This is a genomic window from Devosia riboflavina, assembly GCF_000743575.1.
GTDB classification, from domain to species: domain Bacteria; phylum Pseudomonadota; class Alphaproteobacteria; order Rhizobiales; family Devosiaceae; genus Devosia; species Devosia riboflavina.
Genome location: NZ_JQGC01000014.1, coordinates 37,153 through 53,289 on the forward strand (window position 1 = coordinate 37,153; position 16,137 = coordinate 53,289).

Consider the following 16,137-nt stretch of genomic DNA (forward strand, 5'->3'; position numbering starts at 1 on the left):
AAACATGATCTGGTCCCGTCTGTTTGAAGAAGATACGGGCGCCGAAGCGATTTAGATCACTTTTGCGGTCATATTTTTCTTTCTGCGAATTTTCGCCGTTGCGGTGATCCATGGATTTGGACCCAGCGTAGATTGCGGCATGACACTGGCGATTTACCCACTGACCGGGAAGTGCAACCATGGCGCGGCGACGATCCGCCCGCGACGTCCTGCGCCCATCAAGGACAAAAACCAACAGGTCATGACATCAGACCAGAACGATGACGGCTCCCTACCGCACGATCTCAGCGCCAAGCTCGTGGCCATTGCCGCCTCGGCCGACATGGTCGCCTTCGAGGCCCTGTTCCGCGAATTCTCGCCGCGCATCCGCGCCTATCTCCTCAAGATGACGCGCGACACCCAGGCGGCGGAAGACTTGATGCAGGAAACCATGCTGGCCATCTGGCGCAAGGCCGGCCAATTCGATCCCTCGCGTGGCCATGCCTCGGCTTGGATCTATACGATCGCGAGAAACATCTGGATCGATGCGTGGCGGCGCCAGCGCCGGCCGGCTTTCGATCCCGACGATCCGGCCCTAGTCGCCGACCCCGAACCCGATGCCCCCAAACGCATGGAAGACAAGGAAAGCAGCGCCGCGCTCCATGCCGCGCTCAAGAACCTGCCGCAGGAGCAGGTCGAGCTGATAAAATTGTCCTTCTTCGACGAGGCCTCCCACAGCACCATTGCCACCCGGCTCGGCCTGCCCATCGGCACGGTCAAGTCGCGCATCAGGCTCGCCTTCGGCCGCCTGCGCACGGCGCTGGAGGATTTCAAATGACCATCCGCCATCACATCAACGACGATCTTCTCCTCGCCTATGCCTCGGGCAATCTTGCCGAAGGCTGGTCGCTGGCCGTCGCCTGCCATCTCGCCATGTGCCCCGAATGTCGCCGCAATCTCGCAACCGCCGAAGCCGCGGCCGGCGCGCTGATGGAAAACCTCGCGCCCGAACCCGGCCCCGATGATTCCTGGGAGCGCTTCAAGGCACGCCTTCTCACCGAGCCGCAGGACGCCGCCGAGCCGGTAAAACGCCCGGCCAAGGCTACTCTGCCCGAACCCCTCCGCTCCTATCTCGGCGGCGATCTCGACACGCTCAAATGGCGCAGCATGGGCACGGCCAAGCAGATCGTCATCCGCACCAATGACAATGAAACCCAGGTGCGGCTCCTCCGCATCGGTGCCGGCACGCCCGTGCCCGAGCACACCCATGGCGGCCGCGAACTGACGCTGGTGCTTACCGGACGGTTCCACGACGAAGTCGATAGTTTTGGCCCCGGCGATCTGGAAGACGCCGATGGTTCGCTGACGCATCAGCCGGTGGCGGATCCGGAAGAAGATTGCATCTGTCTTGCCATCACCGACGCCCCGTTAAAATTCCGCAGCCGTCTCATGCGGATCATCCAGCCCTTCCTCGGCATCTAGGAGAAGACCATGGCCGGCATTTCGCTCGTGACGCTCCTCGCCGCCTATGCCGGCGCTGCCGCTGTTTTCTTCGCCCTCGATTTCCTCTGGCTCTCGGTCATCGCCATCGGCTTTTACCGCGCCGAAATCGGTACTCTGCTGCTCGAGCGCCCCAATTTCATGGCGGCCGGCGCCTTTTATCTCTTCTATGTCGCCGGCATTGTCGGCTTTGCCGTGGTCCCGGCCGTTTCGGCCCAATCCTGGCTCTGGGCCGTCATTGCCGGCGTGGCGCTCGGCCTCATCGCCTATGGCACCTATGACATGACCAATCTCGCAACGTTGAAAGACTGGTCCTGGAAGGTGAGCGCCATCGACCTCTGTTGGGGCGGCTTCCTCAGCGGCCTTGCGGCTCTTGCCGGCTATTGGGCCGCCCGCCTCACCGCTTGAGTTTGGCCGCGATCGGCAGCGACAGCGCATAGGGCAGGATACCGAGCAGCCGCAGCGGCCAGATCAGCCGGCGCGGAAAGGCAATTTCAAAACCTTTCCCGTCGAGCCCGCGCAGGATCCTTTTCGCCGCATCCTCGGGCTCCAGCAAAGCCGGCATATCGAAATCGTTCTGGTCGGTCAGCCGCGTGCGTACAAAGCCCGGCGTCACCAGCCGCACATCGACCTCGGGCCAAAATTCCACCCGCAGGCTCTGCGCCAGATTGACGATACCGGCTTTGGTTGCCGAATAGACCTGCCCTTGCGGCAGGCCAAAGAGCGCTGCCGCCGAACCGAACAGCACCAATTGCCCGCCTTTTCGCAGATGTTTTGCTGCACAACGGGCGACGTTGAATGTCCCCGTCAAATTGGCGGCAAAGATGGCCTCGGCCTTTTGCTGGTCGGCCTTCAGCACCGGACCCGGATCATAGATCGCCGCCGTAACGATAACCCGATCGAACGGTCCATGCGCCGCTGCCGCCCTTTCGAGCGAAACGGGATCGACCACGTCGGCCACTGCCCCGGCATGCCCGCTGCCAAGTTCTGATACCACCGCATCGAGTGCATCCTGCTTGCGGCCGGAAACGACGATTCGCGCCCCCTTTTGCGCATAGGCTTTCGCCAACGCCGTCCCGATGCCGCTGCTACCGCCGATGATCCAGATTTTCTCGCCCGTCGCCGCCATGGAATTCTCCTTGTGTGAAGGAGATACGAGGCAAAGACGCATTTGGATGCGCCAAAAACACGAAAGCCCCGGACCAGGAGGTCACGGGGCTTTTCGCATCGAGAAATTGGTGCCCAGAAAAGGACTCGAACCTTCACGCCTTGCGGCACACGGACCTGAACCGTGCGCGTCTACCAATTCCGCCATCTGGGCGACGGGCGTGTAACTAGGGCCCAGCCAATTCAAAGTCAACGGGCTTGTGACGGTTTTTAGAAGTTTGCCCCATCCCAATGCTTTATCGCCTCTCGATCGACCTTGGGCGGGTTTTCGAGGCAGTTGACATTGATCATGTACATGACATTGCCCTTGCCGTCCGAACTCCGGGCAAAGGACTCGATTCCGCAGGTCTTGCAGAAGAGATGGTCGATCATTTCGCTGTTGAAGTGATAGGTCGTCAGATTATCCGCGCCCGAAAGCAGGGTGAAATCGGCCTCCGGCATGGACTGCATGATCCAGCCCAGCCGCCGGCAGCGCGAACAGTTGCAATCGCCCAGACCCGAAAGATCGGTATGGGCCGAAAAGCGCACGGCGCCGCAATGGCACTGGCCTTCATAATCCTGTTTTTGGGGCATGATATTCTCCTTCTTGGAACAAAAGAAGAACATATTCTGTCGCGAGTCAAGCGCCGCACTATCACGATTTCCTCGACATCGGCGGCTTGGCTGGGATAGAAGCATTCCAAACTTTGTGCCCAAACGCCTTGCCGGAGTCCAAAATGGATCGCTTCTCTCCCAAACTCGTCACTGTCTTTGGCGGTTCGGGATTTGTCGGCACCCATCTGGCCCAGGTTCTGGCCCGCGCCGGTTATCGCGTGCGCCTCGCCGTACGCCGCCCCGATCTCGCCGGGGACGCGAAAATGCTCGGCGGCGTCGGCCAGATCGTCCCGATCCAGGCCAATATCCGCAACGAAGCCTCGGTGCAGCGCGCCGTTGCCGGCGCCGATGTCGTCATCAATCTCGTCGGTCTCGGCTATGAAAGCGGCAAGCAGACTTTTGCCGCCGTCAATGTCGAAGGCGCCGCCACCGTCGCCCGCGCCGCCAAGGCATCAGGCGCCTTGGCTCTGGTCCATCTTTCCGCCCTCGGCGCCGATGTGGCGGCCGAAGTCAGCGAGTATGCGGCAAGCAAGCTTGCCGGCGAAGAGGCCGTGTTGGCAGCCTATCCGCAGGCCGTCATTCTGCGTCCCTCGCTGATGTTCGGCCATGGCGACGGGTTCTTCAACAAGATGGGCTCCCTGGCCCGCGGCCTGCCGGTCATGCCGGTGATTTCGGGCGCTTCACGCTTCCAGCCGGTGCATGTCGGCGACGTCGCCGAGGCCATCGTGGCTGCCGCCGAAGGCAAGGTGAAGACCGGAAAAATCTATGAACTCGGTGGCCCCACCATCGAGACGCAGAAGGACCTTCTCGCCCGCGTACTGCGCGAAACCGGCCGCAAGCGTCCGCTCGTGGCGCTGCCCTCGGGCATTGCCAAGCTCTTCGCGCTGCCCTTCGCTATCTTGCCCGTCGCTCCGCTGGTGACCGCAGACCAGATCGAGCTGCTCGGCGTCGACAATGTCGTCTCCGATGCGGCCATCAAGGACAAGCGCACCCTTGCCGCCTTCGGCCTCACGCCGACCTCGATGGATACGATCCTGCCGCAATATCTCTGGCGCTTCAGCAAGCACGGCCAGTTCGATCGTCCCAAGACCGGTGACGTTTCATTGGCAAATAGCCGCTAACAGAATTGTTTTGAGCATGTCTTCTTCCCGAAACCGCTAGGCACTTTCGGGAGACATGCTGTAATTCCGGGGCAGCAAGCCCCGGACTGTCATGACCCTGAACATAAAAATCGAATACCTCGGCCACAAGGGCGAGGGCGTCGCCCATATTGATGGCGAACGTATTTTTGTGCCTTTCGCCCTGCCGGGAGAAGACATCAGCCTCACGCGCGAGGGCGAGCGCGGCACGCTGGTCGATGTCCTCACCCCGTCTGCCGACCGCCAAGCCCCCTTCTGCCCCCATTATGGCGCCTGCGGCGGCTGCCAGCTCCAGCATATGGCGCCCGAGGCCTATCGGGCCTTCAAGATCGGCCTCGTTGAAACCCCGCTGATGCAGGCCGGGATCGACGCCAAGGTGCAAAAATTCGTCGATGCCGGCGGGGCCGGGCGACGCCGGGCGACGCTCCATGCGCGAAAAGACGCGGCCGGCTATATGCGGCTGCGCAGCCACGATCTCCTCGATCTCGACGCCTGCCCCATTCTCGTACCGGCCCTCAAACCCGCGCCCGACATTGCCCGCGCCATCGGCGCCATGATCGGCCCCTCTGACGTCAGTTTCACGGCCACCAATACCGGCCTCGACGTTTCCGTCAGAAGCGCCGTCAAAGGCCTAAAAGGCGACCGGCTGATCGCCTTGGGCAATCGCTTCCACCTCGCCCGCCTCGCCTTCAATGGCGAAATGCTGTTCCTCTCGCAGATGCCGAGGATCACCATGGGCAGGGGCGATGTAGAACTCCCCGTCAGCAGCTTTCTGCAGGCCACCAGCGAAGCCGAGCAGGTTCTCGCGGACTACGTGACCAGTGCCGTGGGCAAGGCAAAGTCGGTCGCCGATCTCTTCTGCGGCGTCGGCCCTTTCGCCCTGCGGCTGGCCGAAAAATCCACCGTCTTTGCCGCCGATAGCGACAAGCCGGCCGTCGCCGCGCTCGACAAGGCGGTCCGCTATGCCAGGGGTCTCAAGGCGGTCACCGCCAAAACGCGCGACCTTTTTCGCGAGCCCCTGACCCGTTTCGAGCTCAATTACGACGCCGTCGTGCTCGATCCGCCCCGCGCCGGCGCCGAAGCGCAGGTGAAGGAAATCGCTGCTTCAAAGCTGAAACACGTGGTGATGATCGCCTGCGACGCCAAAAGCTTCGCCCGCGATGCGGCTATTCTGGTGAAAGCCGGTTTCGTGCTTTCCGACCTCGTGGCGGTCGATCAGTTCACCTGGTCGACCCATATCGAAATAGCCGCGACCTTCCGCCGCCAGGTTGCTTAATTCGGGGCAATATCTGGGGCCAGACTAAGGCGAAGAGGCTGGCATGCATTTTATGCAGACCAGTAATCTCCCTGAAATCTCTGGGAAATCTGAAAATTTTACAAAATCTTAGTTTGGCCGATTTTTATGGTTCTATTCACCATGAAACCTTCGGCCGGCTTCGGCGTTGGACCACTACACAAACATGTCAAGAAGGGTGCTTCTGGCGCGGCTTTGCGCTGCAGCGGGGACGCCCTTCAGGAGAGAACCAATGCTTCGTTACGCACTCGCCCTTCCCATTGCCCTCGCCTTTTTCGCCCTTCCGGCCGCCGCTCAGAACGTGAACCCGAATGGCGCCTGGGTGGATAATTACGGCACGTCCTTCGAATTCTCGCTCTGCGGCGACGGCACCGACCTTTGCGGCGTCCTGAAAGATATTCAGGGCAAGTCGCGTACCCCCGACAACCTCGCCTATGTCAACAAGCAGGTCGTCTCGGCCCAGCAGGTCGCCTCCAATGAATGGAAGGGCACCGTGGTCTATGACGGCGCCAAGGCCGCCGCCACCGTGAAGCAGGTTTCCCCGGATACCATCAAGATCACCGGCTGCCGCGCCGGCATCTTCTGCCAGACGCTGACGTTCAACCGAGTCTAAAGGCCTAAGCGCATCGCGCTTTAGCGATCTCGCTCCCCATGGGAGGAGCAAAAGGCCGTGCATCGGAGCCCTCCCGATGCGCGGCCTTTTGTATTTTCGCCTAACCTCAGCAGACCGTCGCCACCCGCTCCTTGATCACGGCAAGCACTTTGTCGCCGGGTCGCTTCCACCAATTGTCCTGGCTGAAAATTTCCACTTCCTGGGGCCCAAAAAAGCCGGCGTCCTCGATCATTTTCCGGATCGCGGGCAGGTCGATGACCCCATCGCCCATCATGCCGCGATCGAGCAGCATATCCTTGGTCGGCACCAGCCAATCGCAGATATGGTGCGCAAAGATGCGCTTCATCCGCCCGGCCCGGGCAATGGCCTGCGCCAGGTTCGGGTCCCACCAGACATGATAGACGTCAATGGCGACCCCAACGGTTTCGCCCAGCATTTCGCAGATATCGAGCGCCTGATCCAAGGTGTTCACGCAGGCCCGGTCAGCCGCATACATCGGATGCAGCGGTTCGATGGCGATTTTCACGCCCGAGGCCTTGGCATGGGGCAGCATGGCGGCGATGCCGTCGCTCACCATTTTCCGCGCGCCCGGCAGGTCCTTGGACGAGCCCGGCAGGCCGCCGACGACGAGCACCAGGCAATCGGCATTGAGCGCCGCCGCCTCGTCGATAGCGCGCAGATTGTCGTCGATCTGCTTTTGACGACCCTCGGCCGTTTCCGCCGGAAACATGCCGCCGCGGCAAACGCCCGTTACCTGCAGCTTGTTTGTTTTGACGATGCGCGCCGCCTCATCAAGGCCGATGGCCGCGACCTGGTCGCGCCAGGGCGAGATAGCCGTAATCCCGGCACGCAGACACCCGTCCACGGCCTCGGCAAAGCCCCAGACCTGACGCGTCGTCGCAAGATTGAGCGAAATCTTTCTTTCGGTCATGCCGAGACTCCGTTCACCTGCAGAACAGCCTTCATCCGTGCCGTCGCCAGCTCCGGATCAGCCAGCACGCGAGCCTTGTCGGCCAAGCGGAAAAGCTCGGCGAGATGCTGGACCGAGCGGGTCGACTGCTGGCCGCCGATCATCTGGAAGTGATCCTGCAACCCGTTGAGATAGGCGAGGAAAACGACGCCGGTCTTATAGAACCGGGTCGGGGCCGCAAAGATATGGCGGCTCAGCGGCACAGTGGGTTCCAGGATATCGAAGAACTCATTGCTATTGCCACGCCCAAGCGCGGCCAGGCCCGCCGAGGCGGCCGGCGCAATGGCATCAAAAATGCCGAGCAGGGCGTGGGAAAAACCCAGATCGTCGCCGGCGATCAGTTCGGCATAGTTGAAATCGTCGCCCGTGTACATTTTCACGCCTGCCGGCAGGCGGCGGCGCATGGCGATCTCTTTTTCCGCGGACAGCAGCGAGATTTTGATGCCGTCCACCTTGTCCGCATTGGCGGCGATGACATCGAGGCAAACGTCCATTGCCGCGTCGTGGTCGATATTGCCCCAATAGCCCTGCAGCGCCGGGTCGAACATTTCCCCGAGCCAATGCATGATCACCGGCTGTTTTACATTGGAGAGCACATGGCCATAGACGCGGGCATAATCGTCCGGCGACTTGGCCGCCGCAGCAAGCGCGCGGCTCGCCATCAGGATGACGCGGCCGCCCTCGGCTTCCACAAACCCAACCTGCTCGTCATAAGCGCGCAGAATGTCGTCGATGGTGACATCGGGGCCGGGCGCCAGGTGATCGGTGCCGGCGCCATAGGCGATAAGCGCGTCATCGCGCGTCCGCGCTTCCGCCTGGGCGCGACGAATAAGTTCCTTGGCCTCGGTCCAGGTCAGCCCCATGCCGCGCTGGGCGGTATCCATGGCTTCGGCAACGCCAAGGCCGAGATCCCACATGCGATGGCGGAATTTGAGCGTCGTGTCCCAATCGATCGCCGGGGTCAGCCAGGGATCGTTTGATGCCAGCGGATCGGCGACGACATGGGCGGCCGAATAGGCGATGCGCGGAAAGTCCGTCGCCTTGAATTTGACGAAGGGGATGGGATCGCCGGTCAGCGTATAGGGACTGATGGAGCGGTCGGGATTGGGCAGGTTGATGGTCGGCATTTTTGCCTCCAAGAAGGCCCCCTCACCCGGCGCTTCGCGCCGACCTCTCCCCCAAAGGGAGAGGTGGAAGAGGGCACGGTGACTCGTCTTGCGTCACCTCTCCCTCTGGGGGAGAGGTCGGCCCCTCTCGGGGCCGGGTGAGGGGGCCTTGCCTATCTCAAAACTCCAGCTTCGGGACGTCGAGCCAGCGGCGCTCGGCCCAGCTCTTCAAACCGAGTTCGGCCAGTTGCACGCCCTTGGCGCCGGCTTCAAGGCCATAGGGCCATGGCGCATCTTCGGCCACGTGGCGAAGGAACATTTCCCACTGCACCTTGAAACCGTTATCGGCCGGCCAATTGTCCGGAACCTCTTCCCAGTCGTTGAAGAAGTTCATGGTCTGCGGCTGGTCCGGGTTCCAGACCGGCTTTGGCGTATTGACGCGATGCTGGGTCCAGCATTTGTGCAGCCCCGCCACGGCCGAGCCATGGGTACCATCGACGTGGAAAGTCACGAGATCGTCGCGGCGGACGCGGGTCGTCCAGCTCGAATTGATCTGAGCCACCACACCGCCTTCGAGTTCGAAGGTCGCATAGGCCGCATCGTCGGTATCGGCCTTGAAGCGCTTGCCGTTTTCGTCGACGCGTTCCGGGATATGCGTCGCGCCGAGGCAGGAGACGGCCTTCACTTCGCCGAAGAGATTATCGAGCACATAGCGCCAGTGGCAGAGCATATCGAGGATGATGCCGCCGCCATCGTTCTTGCGATAGTTCCAGCTCGGCCGCTGCGCCTTCTGCCAATCGCCTTCAAAGACCCAATAACCGAATTCGCCGCGCACCGAGAGAATGTCGCCGAAGAAGCCACTATCGCGCAGCATCTTGATCTTCATCAGGCCGGGCAGGAACAGCTTGTCCTGCACCACGCCATGTTTCAAACCAGAAGCGCGGGCGGTCTTTGCGAGGTTCACGGCAACTTCTAGATCATCCGAAGTCGGCTTTTCACAATAGACGTGCTTGCCGGCAGCGAGGGCCTTTTCGAGCAGCCCAGCGCGCATCAGCGTCGTGCCGGCATCGAAGAAGATCGTGTCATCGGGATTGGCCAAAGCCGCATCGAGGTCCGTGCCCCAGCGCGCAATATTGTGCTTCTTGGCCAAGCGCTCGATCTTGTCGCGGTCGCGGCCGACGATGATCGGGTCGACGACGAGACGATCGCCATTGGCAAGCGCGATGCCGCCCTGATCCCGGATCGCCAGAATGGACCGCACCAGATGCTGGTTATAGCCCATGCGTCCCGTGACGCCATGCATGATGATGCCGATACGCTGTTCCGCCATATGCTCCTCCGGCCGCTTTGCGGTGTAACTGATTGGTTACTTGCATATCGCCCACTCCCGGCAGCGTCAAGCCGGATCGTGCCGCAAAAATGCAATGAATGAGACTCTCGGTATAGCACCGTCCGGTTACTTGTACTTGACAGGGGGCGGGGTGCGTCCCAGACTCCGGTCAATGGCCCAAAGCGGCAGCGGGAGAAGCGGGGAGGGATCGAGCCATGGGGCAAGGCTTTGCCTGCCGGCGCCGCCATGGCGCTGCTTTACCGCCTGGAATGCGGCTGCTATTGGCCAACCCGACTTCCCGCGCCCCGTAAAAATCCGGCGGTACCAAGACGTGTCAGACACAAGTTCAAGCGCCGCGGCCGAGCCGCCCCGCAGCAAGCCGGAGCCGGCCGCCAAGCGCACGCGCAATTCGGCGAAAACCAAGGCTTCAATTCTGTCGGCCGCCCGCGTCGAATTTGCCGATCGCGGTTTTGAGGGCGCGCGCGTCGACGCCATTGCCGAGCGCGCCGGCGCCAATAAGCGGCTGCTCTACCATTATTTTGGCAACAAGGAAGATCTCTACCGGGCCGTGCTGCTCGATGCCTATCAGGAGATCCGCAAGGGCGAACGGGCGCTGTCGCTCGATCAATACGATCCGATCCAGGCCATGGACCGGCTGGTGCGCTTCACCTTCCGGCATTTTCTCGCCAATCCCTGGTTCCCGCGCCTCCTCGGCACGGAAAACATCGAGAACGCGCGCTTCCTCAAAACCCTGCCCGACATCAAGGCACTGCATTCCCCGCTCGTCGGCCAGATCGCCGAAATCATCGCCAGGGGCAGCGAGGCGAACACCTTTAGGCGCGATGTCGACCCGGTGCAGCTCTACATTTCCGTCGCCGCGCTCGGGTTCTTCTACGTGTCGAACACTGCGACGCTCTCGGTGATCTTCGAGCGCGATCTCAGTAGCGTCGCCATGGTGCAGGAGCGCGAGGCCCACGCCGTGCAGATGGTGCTGGATTATCTAAAGACCAAGCCGGGGGCCTAACCGCAGCCGTCACCCTCGGGCTTGACCCGAGGGCTCTGCACTTTCCGTCAGTTCAGTCTCCTCGGGTCAAGCCCGAAAATGACGGCCGGTGGTGTGGTCGCTATAGATCCACGTCATCCTCGCCCAGCGCATCCACTTCCGCGGCGGCGCGTCGCAGGATTTCCGCTGCCCGGCGCTGATGCTCTTCCGAGCCATGCCGCGCCTTGCGGATCGCTCCCTTCAGAGCTTTTCGCGCCTGATCCAGCTCCGGCACCGCATCATGCAGCGGCCGATCCTCACCCCCGCGATGTGGCGGCTCATTGCCGTCTTCCGCACGCCCACCAAAAGGCCAATCGGCCCGCACAAATTCGCGGAAACGATTGAACTGCTCGCCAGTCCGGGCCAGGAAATCCAGCGTCGAAGCCACGGCCTCGCGGTTTTCATTCAGATGCGCCCGGCCTTCCTCGGTGATCGTATAGAGCTTCTTGTTGCCCTCGGCCGACGAAGTGACATAGCCCGCTTCCTCGAGATAGGTCAGCGCCGGATAGACGATGCCGGGGCTCGGCGAATAGACGCCATTGGACCGCTCCTCGATGGCCTTGATCAGATCATAGCCATGCCGGGGCTGCTGCTCGATGAGATAGAGCGCCACAAGGCGCACATCGCCCGAAGCGAGCATGCGGCCAACGCGAAAATTGCCGCCGATATTGCCGAGGTCTTCCTCGCTGAAATTCTGGAATTTGCCCCAGCCGCGACGAGCCATCTGCTCAAAACGCCGCCAATTGGGTTCGCCATTGCGCCAGTAAGACATGATGTGTCTCCGATATGTTTTGTTCCTGAGCAATGAGGTTGGAACGGCCCAATCCGCTTTCAAGATATATCTTATGAAAGAATCGTAATGTGATCGGCAACGGTCCGAGATTCCGCCCCCGCCCAACCAACCCTTGTGGCCAACAAAAATATAGGGTACCCCCCTATACTATGTCACACACCATCGCCCAAAAACCCAAAATCCTCGCCCGCGTCCGACGCCTCAAAGGCCAGTTGGAAGCAGTCGAACGCGCGCTCGAAGCCGAGGCCGATTGCGCCGATATCCTCAACCTCGTCGCCTCCGTACGCGGGGCCGTAAACGGGCTCACCGTGGAACTGATCGAGGATCACATCCGCCACCACGTCGCCGATCCCGATACGGATAGTGATCCGCATCGGGCCGAAGGCGCCGCCGAACTCATCGATGTCATCAGGACCTATCTGAAATGACCGAAGCCTCAGCTCAATTCGCCAGCCCGCACGATCACGTCTTCCTCGGCGCCAATCACGCCCGCAACGAGCGCCGCACCTGGCTGGTCATTGCGCTGACGGCCTCGATGATGGTGATTGAGATCGTCGCCGGCTCGATCTTTGGCTCCATGGCGCTGGTGGCCGATGGCTGGCACATGTCGACCCATGCCGGCGCCATGCTGATCGCGGCCCTCGCCTATCGCTATGCGCGCCGCCACGCCAAGAACCCGCGCTTTACCTTCGGCACAGGCAAGCTGGGCGACCTCGCCGGCTTTGCCAGCGCCATGATCCTGGTGATGATTGCCCTCCTCATCGCCTGGGAGAGCTTTTTGCGGCTCTCCGCACCGGTCGAGATCAATTTCACCCAGGCTATCGTCGTCGCCGTGATCGGCCTCTCGGTAAACCTCGTCTCGGCCTTCCTCCTCCATGACGATCACGGCCATCATCATGGTCACCATCACGATCCCCACCATGATCACGACCACGGGCATGATCATCACCACGGCGACCACGACCATCACGGCGGCGCCCGCGACAACAATCTGCGCGCAGCCTATTTCCACGTGCTCGCCGATGCGCTGACCTCGCTCCTCGCCATGGTCGCGCTGGTTCTGGGCAGTCTCTATGGCTGGATCTGGATGGACCCTGCCATGGGCATTGTCGGCGCCCTCGTCATCGCCCGCTGGTCCTGGGGCCTCATCCGCGACAGCGGCAGCGTGCTTGTCGACTATTCCCGCGAAGGCGAAGCGATCGGCACGGAAATCCGCGAGGCGGTCGAAGCATCAGGCGACAAGATCGCCGACCTCCACGTCTGGCACCTCGGCCCCGGCCACTATGGCGCCATAGTATCCATCGCCACCAACGCCCCAAAGCCACTTTCGGTCTATCGCGAACGCCTCGCCCACGTGCACGAAATTTCGCACCTGACGCTGGAAGTTCAGGCGGCGGCGACTTAGTCGCTCACATAAGCCGTCACCCTCGGGCTTGACCCGAGGGCCCTGCACTTCGGCCTCGCATCGCAACGTAAAGCGCTCTCGGGTCAAGCCCGAGGGTGACGAGCGGCGCTGGGCGAGAACCTACGCCCCCAGTTGAAACCGCTCGAACCGCCCGAGTTCAGCGTCCACCGCCGCCTTCTCCTCGGCCCCGATCTCTTCGAGCCAGGTCCACTTCTGCACCAGCAGTTTTCCCGCCGCGCGGTCGGTCTTCAAATCCAATGCGGCCACAACCCGGTCGCCCAAAAACACCGGCAGCGCGAAATAGCCATAAACCCGCTTGGCCGCCGGCAAGTAAGCTTCGAACAAGTGGTCATAGCCAAAGAAAATTTTTAGCCGCTTGCGCTGGATGACAAGCGGATCGAAGGGCGAAAGCACATGCACGCGGCCTGACAGCGCCGTCGGCGCCTCCAGCACCGCCGGTTCGGCCCAATGCGGCACCTTTTCGGCGCCCTCGATGGTCACCGGCACCAGGTCCCGCCGCTTCACCCGCGCCTCGATCAGCTCACGCACCGCTTTCTTCGCCGGTGCATTGAGGTGGCAGATAGAATCGAGGCTCACGATCCCCTGGCTCCTCAGCGCCCGGTCCAGCAGATAGGCGGTGATCTGCCGCTCCGTCGCCGGCTTTGGACTGCTCTCCCAGCCAAAATGCCGCTCGATCAGGTCATAGGTTTTCAGCATGCCCTCGCGCGCCGAAATCGCGACATGGCCCTGATAGAACATCAGTTGCAGCACCCGTTTTGAGGGTTTTCTGCTCGCCCAGGGATGGTCCTTTTCGACCAGTTCATCATCGTCGATATCGCGGATGGACAATGGTCCACCCTCGCGCAACCGCTTCTTCATGGCGCTGACCTCCGCCTTTGAAACGGTACCGAACCAGGCGCTGGGATTCTCGCGATATGCCTTCATGGCCGGCAGAAAAAAGCGCAGGTCTGCCGTCGGCACATAGCTCAGCGCATGCGTCCAATATTCGAGGATCGATCTATCGACGCTCTGCAAATGCGCCAGATCAGTCCGCCGATAATCGGGAATACGGGAAAAAAGAATGTGATGGTGGCAGCGCTCGATCACGTTGATCGTATCGATCTGCACATAGCCCAGATGCGCGATCGCCGCCGCGGAAGCCTCGGGACCGGAACCGAATGGCGCCTCCTCGTCGAGCCGCTGCGCCCTGAGCCAGATTTTTCGCGCCTTTTCGGTTGGGATTGTGATGGGTTTTCTCGCCAAGTCGCAAAGTCCTTGTTCGGCACGGAATCGAAGAGATGCCAGAAGGATAGCCAGCGTCAAACCCGATTATGGCAGGAGGCTAATTGGCAACGACTGGCTGGTTGTGCCGGAACCAGCCGCCTTCAATCAGGGCCCGCGGCCCGTGCCGGGTCAGCTTTGCCTCAAGGGCCTCAAGTTCCGCCGGCGAAAAACCCTTGGGATCGGTGACCGCCACCCAGCCATCAAAATAGTCCTGTGGCGCATAGACATGTCCGAAGCCGATGGGCGCGGTCTGGGCCAGCGCCATGTCGAGCGCGAGTTGCAGGAAGGTGACGACCGGATACCAGTTGAGCAATGGCGAGACCGAAGGCGCCCGCTCGCCGCTGAGCCAGGCCGGCTCGCGATAGGGCAGCGCCCAATCAAAAAAGACGATCGGGTCCGAAGGATATTGCAGATAGACGATGCGCAGCGGCCCCCACACTTCCGCGTTGTCGAGATCATCGCCCGTATTGGCGAAGCGCACCGTCGTTTCCTGCCCGATACGCGGCCGCCAGAAGGGCGAACCGGGATCGCGATTGGCCGTGGTGGTGCGCCAGGCCGCGCTGGCAAAGGGCGGCCCGACCCAGAGCGCGCCATCAAAGGGATCGCCCAAAATGTCATAGAGCTGCGCCGAGGCCGCCGAACTATAGGCGCCCAGGCTCAGGCCATGGAGATAAAGCTTTGGCCGCCGGTCGTGCGGCATGTGGGTCCAGCGCTCATAGACGGCGTTGAACAGCGCCCGCGCCGTTTCCACCCCGATATCGGGCTCGGAGACCAGCGACAGCCAGCTCGTGAGATAGGAATACTGCACAGCAACGCTGGCCACATCCCCGCCATGAAGAATTTCGAGCGTATCCACCGCCGCCGGTTCGACCCAGCCGGTTCCCACCGGCATGATCAGCACCAGCACCGCGCGATCGAAGGCACCAACCCGGTCCATTTCCCTGATCGCCAATGCCGCGCGCTCCTCGGGCGTTTCGGCCGAGCGCAGCCCCACATAAACGCGCAGCGGCGTCTCCGCCGGTTTTCCAATGAATTCGGCAATTTCCTCCGCCGTCGGGCCCGTCTCGACATAGACGCGGGCATCGATGCCGATCGTGTCCCACCTGACGAGGGATTGCGGACTGCCCGAATGGAGGGGATCGGTCGGCGGCGGATCGGATATGCCCACCAGCCGGTCGAAATTGCCATAAAAACGGTCCGCCGCCAGAAACAGCCCCCGCGCAATGACGCCATCGCCCACGGTTGCCGTCGCGAGGCCCACCAAAATCATCGCCCCCACCAGCGCCACGCGCGGTGGAATCAATCGGCCAAGCCAGCGCGCCACGAGGCGCACGCCATGGACGATCAGCGTGCCAATGCCCACCAGCAGCGCCGCCGGCACCAGCGCAATCAGCGCCACCAGCAAGGGCTGCGTCGCTTCGAGCGGGGCTTCGCCCATGCCGGCGCGGATGGAGTTTTGCCAGCCGGTCCAGAACCAGAGAAAGGCAATGGTGAGCACGAGGCAGGCCCCGGCGCAAATCCGCCCGGTCCAACGCGCGATCCGCCTATTGGGCCAGCGCAGCTCCAGGAAATTCCACAGCCACTCGAGAAAAACCCCAATGCCATAGCCGGCGGCAAAAGCGCAGCCGCAGAGAATGCCCTGCACGACCACATTGCGCGGAATGAGCGAGGGCGTCAGCGACAGGGCGGCAAAGAGCAGCCCAAAAAGCCAGCCGCCGGCCGAGAGCGTATCAAGCCGCCGGCCTGCAAAGCGCACAAGGCGACGCCAATGGGGCTCGGTTTCGGACGAATGCGGACTGATACTGGACGACAAGGGGGCGTCCCCGACTGGTTCTTGCCGACCAGTATAGAAAACTGGCCCCATGACACAACCGAGCCATCATGCATTGGCGCAATCGGGATGAATCCGGCTGGCGGACGG

General features: G+C 61.9%; 17 protein-coding genes and 1 tRNA gene. 9 read left to right on the forward strand and 9 right to left on the reverse strand.

Features of this window, described 5'->3' with window-relative positions; all coding sequences use genetic code 11:
• Window positions 1-139: 139 nt before the first annotated feature.
• From JP75_RS14955 to JP75_RS14965, 3 genes are read left to right on the forward strand one after another with little or no spacing between them, the layout of a single operon-like run.
• On the forward strand, window positions 140-817 hold the full coding sequence (locus JP75_RS14955; protein ID WP_244446324.1) for an RNA polymerase sigma factor: 678 nt from the start codon (window positions 140-142) through the stop codon (window positions 815-817).
• Window positions 814-1,461 carry a ChrR family anti-sigma-E factor gene (locus JP75_RS14960; RefSeq protein ID WP_035084422.1) on the forward strand — a complete coding sequence of 216 codons (648 nt, stop codon included), beginning with the start codon at window positions 814-816 and terminating at the stop codon, window positions 1,459-1,461. The genes JP75_RS14955 and JP75_RS14960 overlap by 4 nt, the downstream gene beginning before the upstream one ends.
• Before the next feature lie 9 nt (window positions 1,462-1,470).
• Entirely contained in the window at window positions 1,471-1,887 is a 417-nt protein-coding gene (locus JP75_RS14965; RefSeq protein ID WP_035084424.1) for a DUF2177 family protein, read from the forward strand.
• Here the strand turns inward: JP75_RS14965 and JP75_RS14970 are convergent.
• From JP75_RS14970 to JP75_RS14980, 3 genes are all read right to left on the reverse strand, one after another.
• Window positions 1,877-2,608, reverse strand: coding sequence for an SDR family NAD(P)-dependent oxidoreductase (locus tag JP75_RS14970; RefSeq protein ID WP_035084426.1), 732 nt, complete (start codon window positions 2,606-2,608; stop codon window positions 1,877-1,879). The genes JP75_RS14965 and JP75_RS14970 overlap by 11 nt on opposite strands.
• Window positions 2,609-2,715: 107 nt before the next feature.
• Window positions 2,716-2,800 (reverse strand) — tRNA-Leu (locus JP75_RS14975).
• A gap of 56 nt (window positions 2,801-2,856) precedes the next feature.
• On the reverse strand, window positions 2,857-3,219 hold the full coding sequence (locus JP75_RS14980) for a GFA family protein (protein WP_035084540.1): 363 nt from the start codon (window positions 3,217-3,219) through the stop codon (window positions 2,857-2,859).
• 143 nt (window positions 3,220-3,362) lie between these two features.
• On the opposite strand from JP75_RS14980, the gene JP75_RS14985 reads away from it, so the two are divergent.
• From JP75_RS14985 to JP75_RS14995, 3 genes are all read left to right on the forward strand, one after another.
• Window positions 3,363-4,361, forward strand: coding sequence for a complex I NDUFA9 subunit family protein (locus tag JP75_RS14985; RefSeq protein WP_035084428.1), 999 nt, complete (start codon window positions 3,363-3,365; stop codon window positions 4,359-4,361).
• Window positions 4,362-4,452: 91 nt separating this feature from the next.
• A complete protein-coding gene (locus JP75_RS14990; protein ID WP_035084430.1) occupies window positions 4,453-5,655 on the forward strand; it encodes a class I SAM-dependent RNA methyltransferase in 1,203 nt (400 codons plus the stop codon).
• A gap of 250 nt (window positions 5,656-5,905) precedes the next feature.
• The gene (locus JP75_RS14995; RefSeq protein ID WP_035084432.1) at window positions 5,906-6,286 is read left to right on the forward strand and encodes a hypothetical protein; all 381 of its coding nucleotides are present in this window, start codon (window positions 5,906-5,908) and stop codon (window positions 6,284-6,286) included.
• 106 nt (window positions 6,287-6,392) lie between these two features.
• On the opposite strand, the gene JP75_RS15000 is transcribed toward JP75_RS14995, so the two are convergent.
• From JP75_RS15000 to JP75_RS15010, 3 genes are all read right to left on the reverse strand, one after another.
• Window positions 6,393-7,217, reverse strand: a complete 825-nt coding sequence (locus JP75_RS15000; protein ID WP_035084433.1) for a sugar phosphate isomerase/epimerase family protein — start codon at window positions 7,215-7,217, stop codon at window positions 6,393-6,395.
• The gene (locus JP75_RS15005; RefSeq protein ID WP_035084434.1) at window positions 7,214-8,383 is read right to left on the reverse strand and encodes a dihydrodipicolinate synthase family protein; all 1,170 of its coding nucleotides are present in this window, start codon (window positions 8,381-8,383) and stop codon (window positions 7,214-7,216) included. The genes JP75_RS15000 and JP75_RS15005 overlap by 4 nt, the downstream gene beginning before the upstream one ends.
• Window positions 8,384-8,540: 157 nt before the next feature.
• Complete coding sequence (locus JP75_RS15010) at window positions 8,541-9,692, reverse strand: Gfo/Idh/MocA family protein (protein ID WP_035084435.1); 1,152 nt, start codon at window positions 9,690-9,692, stop codon at window positions 8,541-8,543.
• Window positions 9,693-10,023: 331 nt separating this feature from the next.
• Between JP75_RS15010 and JP75_RS15015 the strand changes: the two genes are divergently transcribed.
• Complete coding sequence (locus JP75_RS15015; RefSeq protein ID WP_035084436.1) at window positions 10,024-10,716, forward strand: TetR/AcrR family transcriptional regulator; 693 nt, start codon at window positions 10,024-10,026, stop codon at window positions 10,714-10,716.
• A gap of 100 nt (window positions 10,717-10,816) precedes the next feature.
• Here JP75_RS15015 and JP75_RS15020 read toward each other — a convergent pair whose 3' ends face one another.
• A complete protein-coding gene (locus tag JP75_RS15020) occupies window positions 10,817-11,506 on the reverse strand; it encodes a PadR family transcriptional regulator (protein WP_051960745.1) in 690 nt (229 codons plus the stop codon).
• 170 nt (window positions 11,507-11,676) lie between these two features.
• On the opposite strand from JP75_RS15020, the gene JP75_RS15025 reads away from it, so the two are divergent.
• Both JP75_RS15025 and dmeF read left to right on the forward strand, forming a co-directional pair.
• The gene (locus tag JP75_RS15025; RefSeq protein ID WP_035084437.1) at window positions 11,677-11,955 is read left to right on the forward strand and encodes a metal/formaldehyde-sensitive transcriptional repressor; all 279 of its coding nucleotides are present in this window, start codon (window positions 11,677-11,679) and stop codon (window positions 11,953-11,955) included.
• Window positions 11,952-12,932 (forward strand): CDF family Co(II)/Ni(II) efflux transporter DmeF, encoded by a 981-nt coding sequence (gene dmeF, locus JP75_RS15030; protein WP_035084438.1) that lies wholly within the window; start codon window positions 11,952-11,954, stop codon window positions 12,930-12,932. The genes JP75_RS15025 and dmeF overlap by 4 nt, the downstream gene beginning before the upstream one ends.
• A gap of 120 nt (window positions 12,933-13,052) precedes the next feature.
• Here the strand turns inward: dmeF and JP75_RS15035 are convergent, their stop codons facing one another.
• Together JP75_RS15035 and JP75_RS15040 are read right to left on the reverse strand one after the other, a co-directional pair.
• A complete protein-coding gene (locus JP75_RS15035) occupies window positions 13,053-14,195 on the reverse strand; it encodes a winged helix-turn-helix domain-containing protein (protein WP_035084439.1) in 1,143 nt (380 codons plus the stop codon).
• Window positions 14,196-14,274: 79 nt separating this feature from the next.
• The gene (locus JP75_RS15040) at window positions 14,275-16,029 is read right to left on the reverse strand and encodes an alpha/beta hydrolase (RefSeq protein WP_244446325.1); all 1,755 of its coding nucleotides are present in this window, start codon (window positions 16,027-16,029) and stop codon (window positions 14,275-14,277) included.
• Between the last annotated feature and the right edge of the window lie 108 nt (window positions 16,030-16,137).

Excerpts from the sequence above, each read along its gene's own strand:
- JP75_RS14965 (WP_035084424.1), top strand. The coding sequence starts at position 1,471 with ATGGCCGGCATTTCGCTCGTGACGCTCCTCGCCGCCTATGCCGGCGCT.
- JP75_RS14960 (WP_035084422.1), top strand. The coding sequence starts at position 814 with ATGACCATCCGCCATCACATCAACGACGATCTTCTCCTCGCCTATGCC.
- JP75_RS15010 (WP_035084435.1), bottom strand. The coding sequence starts at position 9,692 with ATGGCGGAACAGCGTATCGGCATCATCATGCATGGCGTCACGGGACGC.
- JP75_RS14995 (WP_035084432.1), top strand. The coding sequence starts at position 5,906 with ATGCTTCGTTACGCACTCGCCCTTCCCATTGCCCTCGCCTTTTTCGCC.
- JP75_RS14990 (WP_035084430.1), top strand. The coding sequence starts at position 4,453 with ATGACCCTGAACATAAAAATCGAATACCTCGGCCACAAGGGCGAGGGC.
- JP75_RS15020 (WP_051960745.1), bottom strand. The coding sequence starts at position 11,506 with ATGTCTTACTGGCGCAATGGCGAACCCAATTGGCGGCGTTTTGAGCAG.
- JP75_RS14980 (WP_035084540.1), bottom strand. The coding sequence starts at position 3,219 with ATGCCCCAAAAACAGGATTATGAAGGCCAGTGCCATTGCGGCGCCGTG.
- JP75_RS15025 (WP_035084437.1), top strand. The coding sequence starts at position 11,677 with ATGTCACACACCATCGCCCAAAAACCCAAAATCCTCGCCCGCGTCCGA.
- JP75_RS15005 (WP_035084434.1), bottom strand. The coding sequence starts at position 8,383 with ATGCCGACCATCAACCTGCCCAATCCCGACCGCTCCATCAGTCCCTAT.
- JP75_RS14985 (WP_035084428.1), top strand. The coding sequence starts at position 3,363 with ATGGATCGCTTCTCTCCCAAACTCGTCACTGTCTTTGGCGGTTCGGGA.
- JP75_RS14970 (WP_035084426.1), bottom strand. The coding sequence starts at position 2,608 with ATGGCGGCGACGGGCGAGAAAATCTGGATCATCGGCGGTAGCAGCGGC.
- JP75_RS14955 (WP_244446324.1), top strand. The coding sequence starts at position 140 with ATGACACTGGCGATTTACCCACTGACCGGGAAGTGCAACCATGGCGCG.
- dmeF (WP_035084438.1), top strand. The coding sequence starts at position 11,952 with ATGACCGAAGCCTCAGCTCAATTCGCCAGCCCGCACGATCACGTCTTC.
- JP75_RS15000 (WP_035084433.1), bottom strand. The coding sequence starts at position 7,217 with ATGACCGAAAGAAAGATTTCGCTCAATCTTGCGACGACGCGTCAGGTC.